General features: G+C 42.0%; 21 protein-coding genes. 11 read left to right on the forward strand and 10 right to left on the reverse strand.

Features of this window, described 5'->3' with window-relative positions:
- The first annotated feature begins 315 nt into the window (after window positions 1-315).
- The 8 genes from raiA to D1155_RS10800 all read left to right on the forward strand — a co-directional run bounded on the left by raiA (window position 316) and on the right by D1155_RS10800 (window position 8,685).
- Window positions 316-843: a ribosome-associated translation inhibitor RaiA gene (gene raiA / locus D1155_RS10765; protein ID WP_160202413.1), complete on the forward strand. Its 528-nt coding sequence runs from the start codon at window positions 316-318 to the stop codon at window positions 841-843.
- A 158-nt stretch (window positions 844-1,001) separates the two neighbouring features.
- Window positions 1,002-1,847: a diadenylate cyclase CdaA gene (cdaA, locus tag D1155_RS10770; protein WP_160202414.1), complete on the forward strand. Its 846-nt coding sequence runs from the start codon at window positions 1,002-1,004 to the stop codon at window positions 1,845-1,847.
- Complete coding sequence (locus D1155_RS10775; RefSeq protein ID WP_160202415.1) at window positions 1,837-3,042, forward strand: CdaR family protein; 1,206 nt, start codon at window positions 1,837-1,839, stop codon at window positions 3,040-3,042. The genes cdaA and D1155_RS10775 overlap by 11 nt, the downstream gene beginning before the upstream one ends.
- 9 nt (window positions 3,043-3,051) lie before the next feature.
- Complete coding sequence (gene glmM / locus D1155_RS10780; protein ID WP_160202416.1) at window positions 3,052-4,404, forward strand: phosphoglucosamine mutase; 1,353 nt, start codon at window positions 3,052-3,054, stop codon at window positions 4,402-4,404.
- Between the two features lie 35 nt (window positions 4,405-4,439).
- Entirely contained in the window at window positions 4,440-6,269 is a 1,830-nt protein-coding gene (gene glmS / locus D1155_RS10785) for a glutamine--fructose-6-phosphate transaminase (isomerizing) (protein ID WP_160202417.1), read from the forward strand.
- Window positions 6,270-6,280: 11 nt separating this feature from the next.
- Window positions 6,281-6,790 carry a GerMN domain-containing protein gene (locus D1155_RS10790; protein ID WP_160202418.1) on the forward strand — a complete coding sequence of 170 codons (510 nt, stop codon included), beginning with the start codon at window positions 6,281-6,283 and terminating at the stop codon, window positions 6,788-6,790.
- A 27-nt stretch (window positions 6,791-6,817) separates the two neighbouring features.
- Complete coding sequence (locus D1155_RS10795; RefSeq protein ID WP_160202419.1) at window positions 6,818-8,068, forward strand: adenosylhomocysteinase; 1,251 nt, start codon at window positions 6,818-6,820, stop codon at window positions 8,066-8,068.
- A 47-nt stretch (window positions 8,069-8,115) separates the two neighbouring features.
- Window positions 8,116-8,685 (forward strand): TIGR01440 family protein, encoded by a 570-nt coding sequence (locus D1155_RS10800; protein WP_160202420.1) that lies wholly within the window; start codon window positions 8,116-8,118, stop codon window positions 8,683-8,685.
- Window positions 8,686-8,947: 262 nt separating this feature from the next.
- Here the strand turns inward: D1155_RS10800 and D1155_RS10805 are convergent, their stop codons facing one another.
- From D1155_RS10805 to D1155_RS10835, 7 genes are all read right to left on the reverse strand, one after another.
- A complete protein-coding gene (locus tag D1155_RS10805) occupies window positions 8,948-10,177 on the reverse strand; it encodes a hypothetical protein (protein WP_160202421.1) in 1,230 nt (409 codons plus the stop codon).
- Window positions 10,178-10,383: 206 nt separating this feature from the next.
- Window positions 10,384-11,118, reverse strand: a complete 735-nt coding sequence (locus tag D1155_RS10810) for a hypothetical protein (protein ID WP_160202422.1) — start codon at window positions 11,116-11,118, stop codon at window positions 10,384-10,386.
- Window positions 11,119-11,179: 61 nt separating this feature from the next.
- Window positions 11,180-11,527 carry a cell wall hydrolase gene (locus tag D1155_RS10815; RefSeq protein ID WP_161880237.1) on the reverse strand — a complete coding sequence of 116 codons (348 nt, stop codon included), beginning with the start codon at window positions 11,525-11,527 and terminating at the stop codon, window positions 11,180-11,182.
- A 61-nt stretch (window positions 11,528-11,588) separates the two neighbouring features.
- Window positions 11,589-13,121, reverse strand: a complete 1,533-nt coding sequence (locus D1155_RS10820) for a recombinase family protein (protein ID WP_160202424.1) — start codon at window positions 13,119-13,121, stop codon at window positions 11,589-11,591.
- A 207-nt stretch (window positions 13,122-13,328) separates the two neighbouring features.
- Window positions 13,329-14,192: an Abi family protein gene (locus D1155_RS10825; RefSeq protein WP_160202425.1), complete on the reverse strand. Its 864-nt coding sequence runs from the start codon at window positions 14,190-14,192 to the stop codon at window positions 13,329-13,331.
- 246 nt (window positions 14,193-14,438) lie between these two features.
- Window positions 14,439-15,290, reverse strand: coding sequence for a hypothetical protein (locus tag D1155_RS10830; protein WP_160202426.1), 852 nt, complete (start codon window positions 15,288-15,290; stop codon window positions 14,439-14,441).
- 246 nt (window positions 15,291-15,536) lie between these two features.
- The gene (locus D1155_RS10835) at window positions 15,537-15,884 is read right to left on the reverse strand and encodes a helix-turn-helix transcriptional regulator (protein WP_160202427.1); all 348 of its coding nucleotides are present in this window, start codon (window positions 15,882-15,884) and stop codon (window positions 15,537-15,539) included.
- 138 nt (window positions 15,885-16,022) lie between these two features.
- Between D1155_RS10835 and D1155_RS10840 the strand changes: the two genes are divergently transcribed.
- A complete protein-coding gene (locus tag D1155_RS10840; protein ID WP_160202428.1) occupies window positions 16,023-16,244 on the forward strand; it encodes a helix-turn-helix transcriptional regulator in 222 nt (73 codons plus the stop codon).
- A 217-nt stretch (window positions 16,245-16,461) separates the two neighbouring features.
- Here D1155_RS10840 and D1155_RS10850 read toward each other — a convergent pair whose 3' ends face one another.
- Window positions 16,462-16,680: a hypothetical protein gene (locus D1155_RS10850; protein WP_160202429.1), complete on the reverse strand. Its 219-nt coding sequence runs from the start codon at window positions 16,678-16,680 to the stop codon at window positions 16,462-16,464.
- Window positions 16,681-16,795: 115 nt separating this feature from the next.
- On the opposite strand from D1155_RS10850, the gene D1155_RS10855 reads away from it, so the two are divergent.
- On the forward strand, window positions 16,796-16,948 hold the full coding sequence (locus tag D1155_RS10855; RefSeq protein ID WP_160202430.1) for a hypothetical protein: 153 nt from the start codon (window positions 16,796-16,798) through the stop codon (window positions 16,946-16,948).
- On the opposite strand, the gene D1155_RS10860 is transcribed toward D1155_RS10855, so the two are convergent.
- Entirely contained in the window at window positions 16,938-17,303 is a 366-nt protein-coding gene (locus D1155_RS10860) for a hypothetical protein (RefSeq protein WP_160202431.1), read from the reverse strand. The two genes, D1155_RS10855 and D1155_RS10860, sit on opposite strands and share 11 nt — an antisense overlap.
- Window positions 17,304-17,450: 147 nt before the next feature.
- On the opposite strand from D1155_RS10860, the gene D1155_RS10865 reads away from it, so the two are divergent.
- A complete protein-coding gene (locus D1155_RS10865; protein WP_160202432.1) occupies window positions 17,451-17,651 on the forward strand; it encodes a hypothetical protein in 201 nt (66 codons plus the stop codon).
- A gap of 108 nt (window positions 17,652-17,759) precedes the next feature.
- Here the strand turns inward: D1155_RS10865 and D1155_RS10870 are convergent, their stop codons facing one another.
- A complete protein-coding gene (locus tag D1155_RS10870; RefSeq protein ID WP_160202433.1) occupies window positions 17,760-17,969 on the reverse strand; it encodes a hypothetical protein in 210 nt (69 codons plus the stop codon).
- Window positions 17,970-18,301: the final 332 nt, after the last annotated feature.

Raw genomic sequence — 18,301 nt, forward strand, 5'->3', positions numbered from 1 at the left:
GAAGCGTAGAAAAAGGGACAGCGAAGTGAACGAAGAGAACGGAGGAGAGAGCAAAGCGAACGTTGCCGTTTTTCTATGCTTTTCGCCCGAAGGGTGGAAAGCATAGCGAAGCGTAGAAAAAGGGACAGCGGCGGCAGCTGCATAGGTAGCCTCATCGACATAGGAATAATTTCAGGAAAAAAGTCGGACTTGGCACAAAAAAGATATATGATTTTTCAGAAAAGTATGTTATAATGGTTTTAAAGAAAATCACCTTTGCTTTCGGCGTTTCTGCTGAAAGGCCGGACTCAGAGGAGTGGCTAAGGAGGTCATCACATGAAGGTAAACATCACAGGTAAGAATTTTAACACTTACAAGCATTTACAGGACACACTGGAGAGGAAATTTGATAAGCTTGGGAAATATTTCTCCGATGACATTACTGTAAAAGTGGTATTATCTCAGGAGAGAGGCAAGGACAAGATAGAGGCAACTATCAACGCCAAAGGGGCAGTATTCAGAAGCGAAGACGTTTCGGATGATATCTATGAGGCAATTGATAAGGTTGTAGATAAGCTGTCCAGCCAGATGGCAAGATTTAAAGGCAAGCTGCAGAAGCGTTATAACGACAACAAATCCGTAAGATTTGAGAGTCTGCCAGAACTTCCGGAAGAAGTGGAAGAAGTAAAGGTTGTGAAAACCAAGAAGTTTGAGCTCTCGCCGATGTCAGTGGAGGAAGCAATTTTGGAGATGGAAATGCTGCAGCATAATTTCTTCGTCTTCCTTGATATGGAAACAGACAGCGTCAATGTGGTCTACATCAGAAAAGATGGAAACTATGGTGTGCTGGAGACAACTTACTAATAAAGGAAATGTTTTAGGACTGTCCGTTTGGGCGGTCCTTTTTGAATAGAAAACTTTGTTAAGATTTCATGAGTTTACCATGGTTTTTGTGCCAATTCCCTTGAATTTTTTAGTTAGATACGGTAGAATTATATAAGCTATATATAAGGGGAAGGCATATGGAAAATTTTTTCAACAACATCATTTCCAGTATTGGAATTAACGATATTTTGGACATTCTCATCGTGGCCTTTATCGTCTACAAAGTCATTAGTTTTATCAGAGATACCAGAGCGCAGCAGCTGGTGAAAGGACTGCTTGTATTAATTGCCGCTTTTTTCCTTTCAGATGTGCTGGACTTGTATGCGCTTAATTGGATTTTAAGGGGGACACTGACCATGGGTATTATTGCTCTGGTTGTAGTATTTCAGCCTGAATTGCGCAGGGGCCTTGAGTATGTAGGCAGAAGTAAGATTGTGAAAGCGCCTTTCGGTCAGTTGGACAAAGAAAAGGCAAAGGATATTACCGACGAATTCGTCAAGGCAGTGAACTCTTTTTCTGCGACAAAGACTGGTGCGCTCATTATTTTGGAAAGAGAAACAGCTCTTGTAGATATCGCAGAGACCGGAACTGAAGTCAATGCGGATATTTCTGCACAGCTTTTGGGCAATATATTTTATGAGGGTGCGCCGCTCCATGATGGAGCTGTCATTATCCGTGCAGACAGGATTTATGCTGCAGGATGTGTTCTGCCTTTGACAGAAAATAAAAATTTAAATAAAAGTCTGGGAACCAGACATAGAGCTGGTATTGGAATTACCGAACATTCTGATGCCATTTCCATCATTGTGAGTGAGGAAACGGGCGTTATTTCTATGGCAGTGGATGGAAAGCTGACGAGATTTTTAGATACTAAGACTGTTGAAAAAACTCTTTTAAATTTATATTTAAACAAGGAAGGAGATCGCGGCGACAAGCTGAAAAAGATTATAGGCAAACTGGGGAGGAAGAAAGATGCTAGATAACAAAAAGTTCAATATCGTCCTCTCTGTGCTCATAGCGATTGGAATTTGGGCATATGTTATTGGGGAAACCAACCCGACCGACACCAAGACTTACAGGGATGTCCCAATTCAGTTTCTGGGGGAAGAATCGCTGGATGAAAACGAGCTGGCAATTTTAGACATCAGCGCTGAGACTTTGAACGTGACGGTGACGGGCACCAGAGCCAACGTAAGCAGACTGCGCCCTGGTGATATTACTGCTTCTGTCAGCTTAGAGGAGGCAGCGAAAGGTGAGAATCAGTTACGGGTCAATATCAGAGTGCCGGATAATGTGGAAATTGAAGATAAAAGTTTAAATAAAGTCACTGTTACAGTTGAAAACAAAGTCTCAAAGGAAATTGACATTCTGCCGCAGTATGAGGGAGTTTTCAGTACGGATCAGGAACCGATTACAGTAGAATTGAGCCGCAGCAAGGTTACGGTAACTGGTGCACAGTCACTGGTAGAACAGGTAGATCATGCTAGTGCCTTGGTAAAAGAAGGAGAAGTAACAGATAGGTTGAAGACCATTGCCTGCAAATTGGAACCTGTAGATAAAAGAGGCGAAATGATAGAGAGAGTCAAACTTTCTGCAGGGTCTGTACAGGTGACAGCGGAGCTTGGAATGGCGAAGACCGTACCGCTAAAGGTGCCAGTTGTGGATCTATCCGACGGCACATTGGAAAAATCCGTTTCTGCTCCGAAGACTATTACTATTAAGGGAAAAAGCAGCGTCCTTGAATCCATTGAATTTGTTACTGCTGAGGCTATTGATTTGACCGATGTTACAGAGGATACTACGGTGAAGATTGTGCCAGTACTTCCTGCAGATGTACAGGTTTCCGGAAGGTCAGCAGAATCTATGATTGCAGAGATTAAGGTGGAAGCCCTTAGCACTAGGACGTTTACTTTTAACAGCGATGAAATTGATATGCAGAATTTGGCAGCGGATTTACAGGCGGAAATTTCGGGAATTGATCGTCTGGTTGTTGTTCTGACAGGTAAAGAGGAACAACTTGCAGCTATAGAAAAGGAAGATATTATACTGCAAGTGGAACTGAAGGATAAACAAGAAGGTAGTCATCAGGTGAGTCTGGAAGTCGTATGTCAAAAAGATTGTACTAAAATTGAAGTGACTCCGAAAAAAGTACACGTTGAAATTGAGCAAAAGGAATAGAGGCTATTTATGGGAAGATTATTTGGAACAGACGGTGTCAGAGGCATCGCCAATTCAGAACTGACGCCGGAGCTGGCGTTTAATTTGGGAAAAGCAGGCGCTCATGTTCTGCGCAAAGAAAGCAAAAGACCAGTTATTGTAATCGGTAAAGATACAAGAATTTCCGGTGATATGCTGGAAAATGCTTTGACTGCTGGTATTTTGGCTGTCGGCGGAAATGTGATTAAAGTTGGCGTAATTCCTACGCCGGCAGTTGCATATCTGGTAAAACATTATCATGCGGACGCTGGGATTGTCATCTCTGCTTCACATAACCCTTTTGAATATAACGGAATTAAATTTTTTAACAGCGAGGGTTTTAAACTGGACGATGCCATAGAAGAAAAAATAGAAGATATTATTATCAGAGGAATCGACACTAATAGCCATAAAACTGGTGATGAGTTGGGAAGATGTCTGGATGCAGATGATGATGCGGCGGAGCTTTATTGCAAGTTTCTTCTGTCAACCATCGATATCAGACTGGAAGGCATGAAAGTGGTGTTGGATTGTGCCAATGGTGCAGCATTTAAAACAGCACCAGCAGTTTATCGTGCCCTGGGTGCAGAGGTAATTACTATCGGGTGCGAGCCTGACGGTCTTAACATCAACGATAAAATTGGCTCAACTCATCCTGAAAAATTGCAGCAGGCAGTGGTATCAGAGCATGCTGATATTGGTCTTGCTTATGATGGAGATGCAGACAGACTTATCGTTGTAGACGAAAAGGGTATGGTCATTGACGGAGACAAGACCATCTGCATTTGTGCTAAAATGCTAAAGGAAGCAGGTCAGCTTGCTGAGAATAAGGTCACTGCAACGGTAATGAGCAATATCGGCTTCCATAAATATATCAAGGATGTTGTGGGTGCAGAGGTAGAAGTGACTGGTGTAGGTGATAGATACGTGCTGGAATCTATGCAGGAAACTGGCTGCATTCTGGGTGGAGAACAGTCCGGTCATATTATTTTCCTGAATCACACCACGACGGGGGATGGAACCCTTTCCTCTCTTCAGTTTGTGAAGGCGGTAGCCTCGTCAGGAAAAAAGCCTTCGGAGCTTTCCGCTGAGATTGAAATTTTCCCACAGGTTCTTGAAAATGCGAGGGTAAGCAATGAAAATAAAAAAGCCTATCTAACCGATAAAGAGGTGCAGCAGGCTATTTCTGCTATTGAAAAAGAGATGGAAGGAAGTGGTCGAGTTCTCATCAGACCATCCGGCACAGAACCGCTGGTTCGCGTGATGATTGAGGGCAGTGATATAGAGAGGATTCATCAGCTGGCAACAGAACTGGCAGATTTAATTAGCAGGAAATTCAGTTAGAAAAAAGGAATTGAGAGATAAGAGAGGTATAACTTATGTGTGGAATTGTAGGATATGTCGGGGCTGATAACGCCAGGGATATTATCATTGATGGACTTAAAAAGTTAGAATATAGAGGATATGACTCTGCGGGAATTGCCCTGCACAGTGGCGGTGAACTAATCGTCAGAAAGAAAGAGGGCAAGATTGCTAATCTGGAAAAAGATATTGCCGGTGAAAACCTTTATGGAACAACGGGAATCGGACATACAAGGTGGGCAACCCATGGCGCTCCATCTGACGCCAATGCACATCCGCATATAAATGGCGATAGTTCTATCGCCATTGTGCATAATGGAATCGTAGAAAACTATGTGGAATTAAAGGAGTGGCTCACCAAGGAGCACGGCATTACTTTTCGGACTGAGACGGATTCAGAAGTTATTGCACATCTTTTGGGTGTTCTAAAGAAGACAACCCTGGAGGATGCCGTCTTTGAGGCGGTAAAGATGATGAGGGGAGCCTATGCCATCGTAGCGATGTCAAAGGATGAACCGGGCAAAATCGTGGCATACAGAAAAGATGCGCCGCTGATTGCAGGTCTGGGAAAAGGCTGTAACTTCATCGCTTCAGATATTCCGGCGCTGTTAAAATATTTGAATAAAATATATCTGATTGAAAATAACGAGATGGTAATCTGCACACCGGAGCAGATTCAGATTTTGAATCAGGACAAAAAGCCAGTTAAGAGAGATGTGCTGCAAGTGACTTGGAGCCTTGAGGATGCTGAAAAAGACGGATATGAGCACTTTATGCTAAAAGAAATTCATGAGCAGCCGAAAGCGATCAGAGAAACTTTAACCAGGCGTCTTGGTGAAAACGGCAGAGTGAAGTTAGACGGTATTTCTTTGACGCTGGAAGACCTGAAGAAATTTAACAAGATTTATATTGTTGCCTGTGGAACAGCATATCATGCTGGTCTTGTGGGCAAGTACGCCATAGAGAAGATGGCAAGAATTCCGGTAGAGGTAGATGTTGCATCGGAATTTAGATATAGAGATCCATTTGTGGATGAGAATACTTTGTTTATTGCAATCAGCCAGTCGGGAGAGACTCTGGATACGCTGGCAGCGCTGCGTGAAGCCAAGAGCAAAGGTGCCAGGATTTTATCCGTAGTTAACGTAGTGGGAAGCTCGGTAGCAAGAGAATCCGACGATGTATTCTACACTTGGGCAGGGCCGGAAATCGCAGTGGCGTCTACTAAAGCATACACCACCCAGATGGTCTGCATGTATCTCATTGCCCTTTATATGGGGGACTTGAAGGGAACTATTACGGAAGAATACTATCAGGCAATGCTGGCTGAACTTATGGCAGCACCGGAAAAGGTGGAGCGGATTATCGAAAAATCTGCAGAGATAGAAAAGCTTGCCAAGGTACTTTATAATAGAACGCAGGTATTCTTTATTGGAAGAGGTATGGATTCAGCGGTAGCGTATGAGGGATCTCTGAAGCTGAAAGAAATTTCATATATCAATTCCTTTGCTATTGCGGCAGGGGAGCTGAAACATGGAACTATTGCGTTGATGGAGCCTGAGACCATTGTTATTGCATTGGCAACACAGGATGCGCTGTTTGAGAAGATGTTTTCCAACATTGTAGAGGTAAAAGCGCGGCTTGCACATGTGGTTTCTATTGCAAAAGAGGGCAAGGCGCAGATTGAAAAGCAGAGTAATGAAGTTATTTACATTCCACCTTGTGCTGACGAAGTTTCACCGCTTCTGTCTGTGATTCCACTACAGCTGTTTGCTTACTATGTGGCAAGGGAAAAAGGTGAGGATATTGATAAGCCGAGAAATTTGGCAAAGAGTGTTACTGTAGAATAAAGGAATCACCGATGAAGCATATTTATTTTAAATTACTGGTGATTCTTGCAATCATCTCATTATTTATGGCATGTACCGGATTTGGAAACAAAGTAAGAGTAAAGGTTGTGCTGCTGAATATGAATGCGCTGCAAACAGGTAGCATAGAGGAAATCTTACTGGAACGAACTGATGAAGTTTCAAGCGGCGGTAGAACGGAGCTTTACGGAAAAGCGCTGAAGTGCCTGCAGGAAAAGAAAATTTCTGCAGATATGCAGGCGGGTACAGCTTTTAAGAATCAGTACAAGATAAACTACATTAAGGAAGTAGAAGGCGAAGTCACTGTTGATTTTTCCAGTCGGAATCTGGTTGGAACGGAGCTGGAGGAAAGGCTTTTAATTGCACAGATTGTAGCCACTTTGACAGGCTCATTTGAAGAGGTGAGCAGAGTGCGCTTCACTGTGGACGGAGAGCCGGCGGAAACACTGATGGGACATGTCTGTATTGCGTACAGCTTTGCTTCGCCGCTGGAAGCAGTATAAATACATATAAGAAAAGGAATCAGAATCATGGAGAATTACGATATCAGAGATATTTCACTGGCGCCCTCGGGGCATCAGAAAATAGAATGGGTCAGAAACAATATGCCGCTTCTTCGCGGAATGGAAGAGGAGTTTTCAAAAACGAAGCCTTTTGAGGGAATCAAAATTTCTCTTTCTGTGCATTTGGAGGCGAAGACTGCATACCTTTGCAAGGTTTTGGCGGCAGGCGGCGCGGAAATGTCTGTAACAGGCAGCAATGTGCTTTCTACGCAGGATGACGTGGCAGCAGCCCTTGCAGACAGCGGCATGAAGGTATTTGCATACCACGGTGCAACACCGGAAGAATATGACAAACATATTGAAATGTGCCTTGAACACAAGGCAAACATTATCATCGATGATGGCGGTGATTTAGTCGGCATGTTGCATACAAAGCGTCCTGATTTAGCAGAAGAAGTCTGGGGCGGCTGTGAGGAAACGACTACCGGCGTCATTCGCTTAAAGGCTATGGAAAAAGAAGGTATTTTGAAATTCCCTATGGTTGCAGTAAACGACGCAGACTGCAAGCATTTGTTTGATAATCGTTACGGTACTGGACAGTCCGTTTGGGACAGTATCATGAGAAACACCAACCTGATTGTAGCAGCAAAGACTGTGGTAGTAGTCGGCTACGGCTGGTGCAGTAGAGGCATTGCAATGCGCGCAAATGCTCTGGGCGCAAAGGTGATCGTTACGGAAGTAAATCCTGTAAAAGCCATTGAAGCCAAGATGGATGGTTTTGACGTGATGACTATGGAAAAGGCGGCGCCTTACGGCGATATCTTTGTATCGGCGACAGGCTGCTGCAAGACGATTACTGTGGATCATATGCTCACCATGAAAGACAGAGCCATTTTGACTAATGCAGGTCATTTTGACTGCGAAGTAGATATGAAAGGCCTTGAAGCAGCAGCGTTAGAGAAGAAGGAAACCCGTAAGAATATTATGGGATACAGGCTCCCAAATGGAAAATGGGTCAATGTTATTGGGGAAGGTCGTCTGGTCAACATTGCGGCAGCTGACGGACACCCTGCAGAAATCATGGATATGAGTTTTGCAGTGCAAGCCCTTTCTGCCATGTACATCAAGGAGCATTACAGTGAGCTGGGAAAAGGTGTTGTCGATGTCAGCACTGAAATTGACGATGTTGTTGCAAGAAGAAAGCTTGCAGCTTGGGATATTGAAATTGATACACTGACAGAAGAGCAGGAAAAGTATCTTGCCAGCTGGAATGTATAACAGAAGCGACATGTGAACATGCAAATTCATTTAAGGAAGTGATATAAATGTCTTATGAAGAAATCAGAGAGCAGGCAGCAAGTGCGGTGAAGGAACTTTTAGAAGCTGCAAAGCTGCAGAAAGGCGATATCTTTATTATTGGCTGCTCTTCTAGTGAAATTAAGGGAGAGCGGATTGGGAAGGGTTCGGACTTCAATGCGGCGAAAGCGGTCTATGACGGCGTTTATCCGATTCTGGCGGAAAGAGGAATCTTTCTGGCGGCACAGTGCTGTGAACACCTGAATCGTGCTGTTATTGTGGAGAGGGAAGCTCTTCTTCCCGGTACAGAGATTGCTAATGTAGTACCACAGACCCATGCAGGCGGCTCCTTTGCTATGGCAGTTTATGAAAACGCAAAGAATCCTGTAGCTGTGGAGGAAATCAAAGCGGACGCAGGTATGGATATTGGAGATACGTTAATCGGTATGCAGCTCGCGCGTGTGGCGGTGCCAGTTCGCATTTCTGTAAAGAAAATCGGAGAGGCGCATGTGGTATGCGCTAGAACCCGTCCAAAATTTATCGGCGGTAGCCGCGCTGTTTATGACGATATCCTGTCTGGCGGCGATGTGAAGCGATAGAAAAGAGAAAAAATCTTTGACATAGACAGGAACAAATACACCGGTTTCATCATACTGTAAAGTAAAATCTATGAAAGAAGCAGGTGAAATATTATGTCAAACAATTGTGGATTATTCAACAACGAAGGTGGAATCGATACTAGCTTATTGTTCTTCTTCTTACTGTTAGTAATCATTTTCTGCAACTGCGGAAACTAAACATTACCTATTAGAAAAGGGCTCCACTTGGAGCCCTTTTGGCATACTGTTTTTTAATTTAGGATTATTTCCACTGAATTTCGTAATAACCATTACCAGAACCGTATTTGGTAACCTTGATGTAGTAGGTTCCTTTTTGCAGATATCCCATATGAACGCCATTGATTGTAGTATAAAGCTCTAATCTGCCTGAATAGGAATCTGGACTGCTTCCGTTATAAAACTCGGAAGATCCCATAGACTTGGAACCGCTGTAAACGGTAATCTTGATTCCGCCAGAACCGCCGGTTTCTGTATAAACATCTAAGTTTACTGCCTGATTGCTGTTGACTTTAATCTTGTACCAGTCAGCAGAAGTCTTAGACTGGGTTGCGGTAACCAGACCTTTTTTCTTTCCGCCTTTAGAAATGCTTTTTGCTTTTGATTTGCTGCTTCCGCTGTTTTCGGTCACCTTTGTCTGTTTTACCTTAATGCTGTAGCAAGAATCAGTAGCGGTAGAAACAGCTACATAGTAGGTTCCCTTTGGAACAGCGCCAAAAGTAGTATAATCGATAGAGGAGCTTACAGTTGTAACGCCACTCAGGGTCTTTTTCTTTTTGGAATCCATGATTTTCACTTTATATTTTGAATTGGTTCCATCGCCCCAAGGGAAAGAAATTGTTAATTTTCTATTTCCTACGGTAGTAACTTTATAGTAGCGATAACCGCTTCCTGATACGGAGGCATAGAAGTCTTTGTTGGATTTTAGTGTAGAACTGCTGGTGGTTGTTTTTGTTGGTGCATAAGTTACAGTGAAAGCGCTCTGTGCACTACCGTAAGCAGCCTCGAATACTAAGTAGTAAGTACCAGCTTTCTTTACCTGCACGGAGAAAGTCTGAACGTCGTCTGTTGTCTCAGCAGCAGCAATGCGGCGTGCGTCGATATATGAGTCATTAAGGTCTTCGTACAGATAGACATTAGTATCGCCGACAGATAAAATATCAAAGATAAAGTTTCCTGCTTTTGGAATTTCTACCGCATAATAAATTGCCTGACTTGTATATTCCGTGGTGGTATACATATTCAGGTCTTTGTCTGCAACAGTGTTTAAATTCTGTGCAACAACCGGAGTTAACTCTGTTGTGTCGTCTGCAGCTTTGAACTTAGCGGCATCCTGGAAAGGAGCTCCCTGTAATGTAATGTTTCCTTCAGGAAGCGTTACAGTATCCGCAAATACGCTCTCTGTTCCGGCAAATACTGTGGATAAAACCAAAGCCAGTGCCAGAGTGAGACTGATTAATTTTGATTTTCTCATTATTGTGTCCTTTCATATTCTTAATTGATTTTTTTCATAAAAATTATACCCCTTATGGAAGAAAAATGCAATATTCTTGCTAAAAATTTCATGTACAAGTTTGAGGAAAATTAGACAGATTCTGCTGGTTTTATCCTCGCATATTTTAATGAAAAAAGCAGATGGAAAGTCTTTTGGAACTTTCCATCTGCGGGGTACAGAGTTATTTATCTGAAATAAGGCAGTTGAGGGGTTGCGTAATAAATATAGACATATTTAATATTATAGTAGTCGATTGCACTGACGTTACCTGTGCCGATTTCCTGCAGCAGAATGTAGTTGACGCCGACGCCGATAAGGTAACCGTATCGGTCTTCAACGTTGCTGGAACCTACCAGCTGCTCAACACGCATATACTTTCCAATCTGTGTTCTGAGAAAACCGTTTAAGTACTGAAGATTTTCATAATCGATTGTCTCCTGATAGCCTGGCGGAAGGAGGGGATTATTAGGTACTTGAAACTGCGGGGCTTCAGGAAGAATACTTGGAGGAACACTACTGCTGCTTGGTGTTTGCGTGCTGCCCGTTGCGGAAGACGAAGTAACTCTTCCAGCATCTGCGTTAGCATTTGTGAAAAGCGCCGGAGGATCCGGCTGACCTGGAATGGTTTCGAAGGGTCCTTCGGCAGCAGGAATAATGGAAGGTGCCTGCGTTTCTGCACCACTCTGATTTACTGCTTGTGTACCTGGCATTGGCACGGTTGAAGCGACAATCCCAGGAAAGGTAGGAGAATTTGAAGTGCCGGGCATTTGCTGCGGTGTGTATGGGTGATTGGTGCAATTTGTCATTTGAGGGTAAGTAATAATTGGTGCGGGAACAAAATTGATATCATGGTTATCTATTGGTTTTGGCTGCAGGGACACGTTACCGCATCCGCTTTTTGCATTACATAATGTTGCCATATAAATTACCTCGCTTTAAATTTTTATAACATAGGAATGTCGATTTTTGATTCGGTTGTCATTAAGTATTGGCATAATAGGAAGTTGGAAGATAAAAACAGTGATCACCGATTCGGTTATGAATCACGCCCACATTTGTAGGGAAATAGGTGGGACAGGTTGGGCTGTAAGGGTTGTGAAAGAATAGAGAACCATCCACACCGGGCAGCCTGCCGCCGCCCATTGCCCAGTCTACAATATCATAATGCTCTTGTGTCGGGGTCATATTATAAATATTTTGCCTGTTGTAAGTGCCGCCTATAGACTCGCGCAGACATACAAACTGCCCCTGCTGTAAAATGATGGCGCGAATGTCGCCGCCATTGCTAACGCGGGCAAACTCACCGTAATCTATTGTAGCGCGATTCATAATCACTGTTGCGACAGCGCGCATACCTATATGCGCTCTGGTTTACCACCAAGGGTATTTTTTATAACTTGAGATGTATCTCAAGCTTGAAATCTAGCGGATTAGAGCCTTTTGGCTTATCGTACACAACGTGGTCGATGAGACCACATAAGAACTCATTTTTGTGCTGCGGATCCAGATTTTCATAAACGTGGTCGATAAATTCTATTGCGGAGGTGATTCTTGGCAGTGTGCTTTCGGAATGTAGTTTTTTCTCTTCCAGTATCTTTATTTTTTCCTCTGCTTCACTGATGAGAGCGTACTCTTTTTCCGTGGCAGCAGCGATTACTTTTCCACGCTGCAGAAAATCCTCGGAGGTGTAAGTTCCTTCTTCCAGTAAGTCATACTGACGCTGGCGCTTTTCCATCAGCTTTTTAATTTCTTTCCTGGCGTTTTCGATGACCTGCGAGGTAAGGTCAATCTCTTCTTCCAGTTCAGCTGCCGGGTCAATGTCGCGGTACTTCCACTGCAGCCCTTCGAGTATGTCTCTGACCTGCGAAATGAGCCGCTCTTCGACGATATCTATGTAAGTGGACATTACGCCTCCACAGCTTTGAGAACAACGCAGGGTAGGCTTTTTCTTGGTGGAGGAGCGCTGACTCATGGTGCGACCGCAGGCGCTGCACTTGATAAGATAGGAAAGGGGATTGCTCAGGTTCCGAGAATAGATGTGCGGTACGATGCGCTCTTTGGCAAGGTCCTGCGCCTTCCAGAATGTTTCTTCATCGATGATGCCCTCGTGTTTACCTTCGTAAATATTCCAGTCTTCGATGGATTTCAGTGTGCTGCCAACGCGGCGCCCGTCTTTATAGGTGAAATCCCGCTTATTCCATGCGACTTTTCCGATGTAAATAGGGTTGTTGAGAATCCTGCGAATGGTGGTGCGCTGCCAGTCTGCTCCATTATGGTTTTTTATGCCGTGGTCTTTTAGGTACCGGGCGATACGGGTATCGCCGTAGCCTTTGTTTACGTAGAGGTCAAACATCAGCTTTATGATTTTGGCTTCCTCTTCCACAATGCAAAGGGTTTTGTTTTCCTTGCGGTACCCGAACGGGGCATTAGTGCCAATATAATTGCCGGCGTTGAGACTTGCCTGTTTTCCGCGGGCAAAACGGCGCTTGATGGTGACAAGCTCTTTTCGGGCGAAAAATGCCTTGAAGTCGAACATGTCTTCGTCTGTCTCATCGGAAAGGTCATAGGTTTTGTCAGGCGTGATGATGCGAACATGTTTCCTCTTGAAGAGATTCAGTATGTAGCCCTGATCCTGCAGGTCACCGCGACCAAGTCTGTCGATGTCCATGACAAGAACCGCATCGACAAGTCCTTCTTCGATGTCGGCAAGTAGTTCCAGCATCATGGGTCTTACTGCGATGCTGTCGCCGGTCTGCACTTCTTTATAGACCTTGACAACGTTCAGGCTTTTCGCCTTTGCCAGCCGGTTCAGGGTATCGTGGTGCCGGGCAAGAGTCACTTCGATGGGTTCATCGAGGTGCTGCTCGTCTTTCCTGGACTTGCGCAGGTACATGTATGTGTTCCATAGTTCCATTGGTTTCATGGTGGACTCCTCCTTGAGGGCATTTTATGAAAAAGGATACAAAAATACCTCTAAAACTTGATTTTTAAGGGCTGCAATGACACAACATGATTGCTTAAGTTGAGTTGTGTTGTGCAGCTCCGCTTCCATGTCCTCACGGGACTTGCGGAGGTAGATGGAGTATAGGTCGTTAGCGAGGTTAGGGTGCATGGGTGGTCTCCTAAAGGGTTACTTTATGGTTAGTAATGATTTCCAATGATAGGGGAAATCAAGATGATTTCGGCTGATGTACGGCGTGTATTTTTTTATCAGCTTATCTAATTGTTTTAAAACGTCATTATTCCATTTATCTTTTTCAGGATACATCAGTTTCAACATATAAAATTGAGCAAAAAGTCTACGAGTAGGCACGTAGCTTTCACCTTTTGGCATTTTCGGCATTGCAGGGAATTTTACGTAATATAATCTTGAGTAATGAGCGCACCTGTTTCTTAAGTCTGTTAAACAACGTAACCAACTGTCCATAGTTTGATAGTTTACACCATAGAGCGACTTAGCTAATGCCGCTTTATCAGGGTTACTCATTCCTCGATAAAAGTGAGAAAGCATTCCGATCGAGAAAAATTCAATGATTACCCATAATGGGAATTTGCCATTATATTTTTGTATATGGTGCTGTACAACAAGAGTCTTGCTGTTTTCGCTTATACATGATGTAACGTGCTTAGAGAAAAGGGCGTGATTGTGTTTTTTGTTGTATACCTTTGGGGACATATAACCATCAGGTCCATATTTATGTACGTGGTAGTATGACACTTGTGTTTTGAGAAAGATTTCAATCTGCTCAATGGTAGATAGAATTAACTTTCGAAGTTCTTTGTCAAACTCATAAATTTCTGCGATTTGCGAAAAGGGAATGTTGTAAATACATTTTCCATCAGGACCTTTATACGGCAAATAATAAGCGGACAGTCTATAATAGTTAATTCTTTTCAACAGATTAAGGCATTGTTCGCGATTATCTATGAGGATATTCTTTTGTTCGAGTAATTCAATCTGCTCCTCAAAAGTAGTTGCTTCTTTTAGTTTCATAGTTTCTCCAAAAAATAAATGTGCTCCCATTTGACACATCATTGAGAGGTGCGGGAGCTTCTGTTAATACATAGTATATGCGAAATCTCCCAAAATGTCAATGGTAAAAAATGTATTTATACAGTTCAGCGTGATGCGCAGCAAAGTGATTCACCATTTTGCCAACCTCCGAAAATAGACCCTATCAAAATAAATCTTAATCCCATATACTTATAATCGTGTATCTACCTTGGAGCGCTATTTGAGTTACTTGGCAATAAGTAGATAAGTCGAACCCTTTTTCTCTCGATGAATTAATCCATCGGATTCTAATTCACGAATAATTTTCTGGATATTATTTTTGCTATGAGAGGGCAGTAAGCTGTAAATATCTTTTTGGAGAAGTTCTCCGCGTTTAGATGCGATTAATGATAAAGTTTCTTCTTTAAGCGTTCTCATTTCTTCCCAATATGCTATGCGACTATCGATAGTATCTTTATAAGAGAATACTTCACTATCTGAGTTGTGCATATACTCCCATATATCTTGGAAATAGATTTCGCCGCCTTTTCCTTTTTGATAACAGAATGTCTTAAGGGTTTGGTATAGTGTCAAAGCTTCTTTGGCTAAATCTATTGCAGTGTCGTAATCTTGTGCTTGAGTGGCTGCACTGTACTTTTTTTGCATCTCAGCTTCTAAGAAGTGAATTTGGCTACCCCATTTTTCCTCAAAATCAAAGGATAAATCCTCCTCTCGAGGAGTGCGACGGTATTTTGGATTTGGTGATGCTTCTTGCATTTCCTTGACTTTTTCAAGATCTCTTTGTTGCTGCTCGGTTAATTCAGGGACAGAGAACTGAATGCTGCTGGCTATCTCATTTGAAAGAGTTTTGATAGCACTGTCTATATCGAAACTTTCATCGTTATTTTGATGTTCTTTATTCAAGTGCTTCTTTGAAGCTTTATTTTGTGATTTAAAAGCATGTAAACAAAGCAAAAATCCAATGGTAATACTGACCACCATAGCAAGGATATCATTTGGTTCTCTTTGATTCGTGAAAATTGCTATTATTCCTACTAAGAGAAACATAACGCCAAATACAATCTTTAATATTTTCATAAATATTTCCTCATCGGTATTTTTAATTTAAAAAGTGGCGGAATTTAATATATAATTAGCATATTAGCAACCTTGACAAAAATTCTAAAGTATGACTAAAAGGAGGAACTAATATGATGAATTATAAAACAGAGGTATACAGATTACTTGACACATTAGACGATATTATGGTTTTCAAGTTCATTTATGATTTCTTAGTCACGGTCAAGGCTGCTGGTGTGAGAGGGCGGTAAGCCCTCTTTATTTTTATTCCAGTTCCAGCAAAGAGTCGATATACCCATAAACTCTTTGCCGTTGTTCTTCTGGCAAGGAATATATTTTTTTTGCATATTCTGTAAGATATTTATCCATCAACATATAGGCAACAAATTCACCATTTTGTTCTAAATTATCCCCCAAACCTGTTTCAAGAAGTACATCTCCAGATGTATTTAATATGCGGGCAAGTTTTTTTATTTTAGCTACATCTGGTTTCCTTTTTCCGGTTTCATACCCACAATAGGTACTTTTTGTAATGCCCATCAAATCGGCAACTTGCTGCTGCGTATAGTGCATATTTAGACGCGCTTTTTTTAGTTGGTTGGAAAATCCCATATGTTCACCTCATTTCAAGAGTATCTTAACACTGGGTTGGCGGAGAGTCAACTTTTTTTAAAAAAATAATTGACAAGTTGGCGAAATGCGGATACAATTATAGAAAAGTTGGCGAAACGTTAACAAGGAGGTGAAAGCATGTACGCAAACTTATTGGGTCAAAAAGCATTTTATCATCTTACCGATCAGGATATGGGAGACATTATCGGGGTAAGCCGTAATTCATATAGTCAAAAAATTCGAAGTGGGAGATTTTGGCCTAAAGAATGTCAGGCTTTTTGTAAGTACTTTAATAAGTCATTCGATTATTTGTTCGCGACAGATGATGATAGTGCAGGAAGTCCAATCTATAAAAAGTAGATGATTTAGAAACTTGAAGAGGGAGGTGAAAGCAAATTGAACATACCGGAAAAATCTATGTACTGCCTGTGGAACCATTTAGAAAGTTTTCATAGACAAGCTATGGATAGAAAAATAGCCGACTTTGGAGAACCATGCTCAGACTGCAAGTACTGGTTAGACTGCGGCGGAGATTGGATTTCAAAAGTCGGCAATACAAAACCATCAGATTTAGAATTTAGCGTGGTTCGTTGGGAGCCGAGATAAATACAGGGCATCTGCCGTATTCATCAAGGTGTGGACAATCTTCTGAGTAGTCGCAGAAATATCCCACCTTTTTGTAGCCGGGGCTGAGATTACCAAGGATATGAATCTCAGATGTTTCGACACGAATACTTTGAGGCGACTTTAAATATGGGCATTGACCTGTATAAACAAAAGAATCATATTTTGCCATTTGCATTCTCCTTTCTTAACTACTCGACCACGGCAATGGCCTGTGTATCCATTATAAAACAAGGCGGGGAATCGGACAAGTAAAATGAAAGAGAATTTGAGAAGGGGGTGAAGGAATGGATATTGAGAAAGAAATCAGGCAAATCAAAATGAAAGTAGACGACTTGACGAAATCAAATCACCTACTAAGGATTTGCATTAACGTGCTTAGCATAGCGCTTTTGATACACGTGGGAGACGAAATCATCACAAAATTGCTTAATGGATAATTGTGTAAATAGTTGCAGCAAGAGTTGCGGCTACAAGTACGATATTAAGCCAAGATTTGCGTGATTCGGATTTTAATCGTGCAGAGTCATTCTCGTAGCGCTTTAAATCTTCTTCATGCCAAACTTCGGCTTTTTGTTGATTTTCGATGTGTTCTTGATGTTGGACATCAAGTCGCTTGTTTGTTTCCTCTAGGGAACGCATCGTATTAGACATTAAGTCGATAAGCGCATCCAGCTTTGCCCCTTCTGGCGTAGTAGGATTGCGAAGATATTCTAATGTTTCATCAGATATTTCAAGGTCATTCTGATGAATGAGAGAATTGAGAAGTTTTTCCTGATCTTTGATGGATGCCATAATAATCTCCTTGGTATTGATAAGGAAATTATATCATAGCAATAAATTGCGAACAAGCATAAGGGAGAAAGGCGGACCGGAAAAAGTTTTTACAAAAATAAAAGACGCAGGATAAAAAGGAATTTTTAAAGAGGGAGGTGAAAACGTGTGAACAGGAACGTGGCAATAAAAATCAAGGCAATGGAAAGAATTGAAACGCTCTCAAAGTTTAGAAGAGAACTTGCAGAGTCGTATCAGAAAAATATAGATGCCGAAGAAAACGCAATATTGTCTGAGAGTTATTCTAAGCTTGAGAACGCTGTACAGACTGTATTTGATGCGGAAATCAAATACCTATCGAAGATTTGAGGAGGGGGTGAATAACTGTGGAAATTGTCATAAAGATTGATGCAAAAGAAGCGGCTGACATTGTAAAAGAACTACAAACTCAGCCGGATGTGAATCATATTGTAAATGTTATTCGCTGTCGTTTACAAGAAGCTCTTGAGCAAGAATCTTAGTATATTTTTTAGACAATGAGAGTACTTCAACAGCGATATTGAGATAAACATCTTCCTTTTGTACATTTTTTAGTCTTGTTGCAAGGGAGTCCATCTCAGATTCAATTAGTGAAGAGAAAGATGCATCAGCTCTTTTACAAGCGTCTTGGAAAAACTCTTGATTCATAAAATACCTCCTTATTTAACTACTCGACCACGGCAATGGTCTGTGTATCCATTATAAAACAAGGCGGAGAATCGGACAAGCAAAACGAAAGAGAAATTGAGAAGGGAAAGGAAGAGATGAGAGTGGTGGATTTTCTAAAGTTGTCGATTTCGTATGAGCCTGAAAGAGTTTTGGCGGCAGAAATATATTTACACACTTTCCGCCGCCATTGGTATATTTGCTGAATAAGGAGTTACGCTTATTCGTTAGAGATTATATCACAAAATCCAAAGCAATTGCAACATTGTATATGATAAAAGTCGTATTAAACGAGATATGACATCAAAGTGGTC

The organism is Anaerotruncus sp. 80, from assembly GCF_009936115.1.
Lineage (GTDB): Bacteria > Bacillota > Clostridia > Peptostreptococcales > Anaerovoracaceae > Senimuribacter > Senimuribacter intestinalis.

Bases quoted from the DNA above. Each gene is read 5' to 3' on its own strand.
- D1155_RS10830 (WP_160202426.1), bottom strand. From the start codon at position 15,290: ATGAAAATATTAAAGATTGTATTTGGCGTTATGTTTCTCTTAGTAGGA.
- D1155_RS10820 (WP_160202424.1), bottom strand. From the start codon at position 13,121: ATGAAACCAATGGAACTATGGAACACATACATGTACCTGCGCAAGTCC.
- D1155_RS10835 (WP_160202427.1), bottom strand. From the start codon at position 15,884: ATGGGATTTTCCAACCAACTAAAAAAAGCGCGTCTAAATATGCACTAT.
- glmS (WP_160202417.1), top strand. From the start codon at position 4,440: ATGTGTGGAATTGTAGGATATGTCGGGGCTGATAACGCCAGGGATATT.
- D1155_RS10790 (WP_160202418.1), top strand. From the start codon at position 6,281: ATGAAGCATATTTATTTTAAATTACTGGTGATTCTTGCAATCATCTCA.
- D1155_RS10850 (WP_160202429.1), bottom strand. From the start codon at position 16,680: ATGGCAAAATATGATTCTTTTGTTTATACAGGTCAATGCCCATATTTA.
- raiA (WP_160202413.1), top strand. From the start codon at position 316: ATGAAGGTAAACATCACAGGTAAGAATTTTAACACTTACAAGCATTTA.
- D1155_RS10805 (WP_160202421.1), bottom strand. From the start codon at position 10,177: ATGAGAAAATCAAAATTAATCAGTCTCACTCTGGCACTGGCTTTGGTT.
- cdaA (WP_160202414.1), top strand. From the start codon at position 1,002: ATGGAAAATTTTTTCAACAACATCATTTCCAGTATTGGAATTAACGAT.
- D1155_RS10840 (WP_160202428.1), top strand. From the start codon at position 16,023: ATGTACGCAAACTTATTGGGTCAAAAAGCATTTTATCATCTTACCGAT.
- D1155_RS10815 (WP_161880237.1), bottom strand. From the start codon at position 11,527: ATGAATCGCGCTACAATAGATTACGGTGAGTTTGCCCGCGTTAGCAAT.
- glmM (WP_160202416.1), top strand. From the start codon at position 3,052: ATGGGAAGATTATTTGGAACAGACGGTGTCAGAGGCATCGCCAATTCA.
- D1155_RS10860 (WP_160202431.1), bottom strand. From the start codon at position 17,303: ATGGCATCCATCAAAGATCAGGAAAAACTTCTCAATTCTCTCATTCAT.
- D1155_RS10810 (WP_160202422.1), bottom strand. From the start codon at position 11,118: ATGGCAACATTATGTAATGCAAAAAGCGGATGCGGTAACGTGTCCCTG.
- D1155_RS10870 (WP_160202433.1), bottom strand. From the start codon at position 17,969: ATGAATCAAGAGTTTTTCCAAGACGCTTGTAAAAGAGCTGATGCATCT.
- D1155_RS10825 (WP_160202425.1), bottom strand. From the start codon at position 14,192: ATGAAACTAAAAGAAGCAACTACTTTTGAGGAGCAGATTGAATTACTC.
- D1155_RS10855 (WP_160202430.1), top strand. From the start codon at position 16,796: ATGGATATTGAGAAAGAAATCAGGCAAATCAAAATGAAAGTAGACGAC.
- D1155_RS10800 (WP_160202420.1), top strand. From the start codon at position 8,116: ATGTCTTATGAAGAAATCAGAGAGCAGGCAGCAAGTGCGGTGAAGGAA.
- D1155_RS10775 (WP_160202415.1), top strand. From the start codon at position 1,837: ATGCTAGATAACAAAAAGTTCAATATCGTCCTCTCTGTGCTCATAGCG.
- D1155_RS10795 (WP_160202419.1), top strand. From the start codon at position 6,818: ATGGAGAATTACGATATCAGAGATATTTCACTGGCGCCCTCGGGGCAT.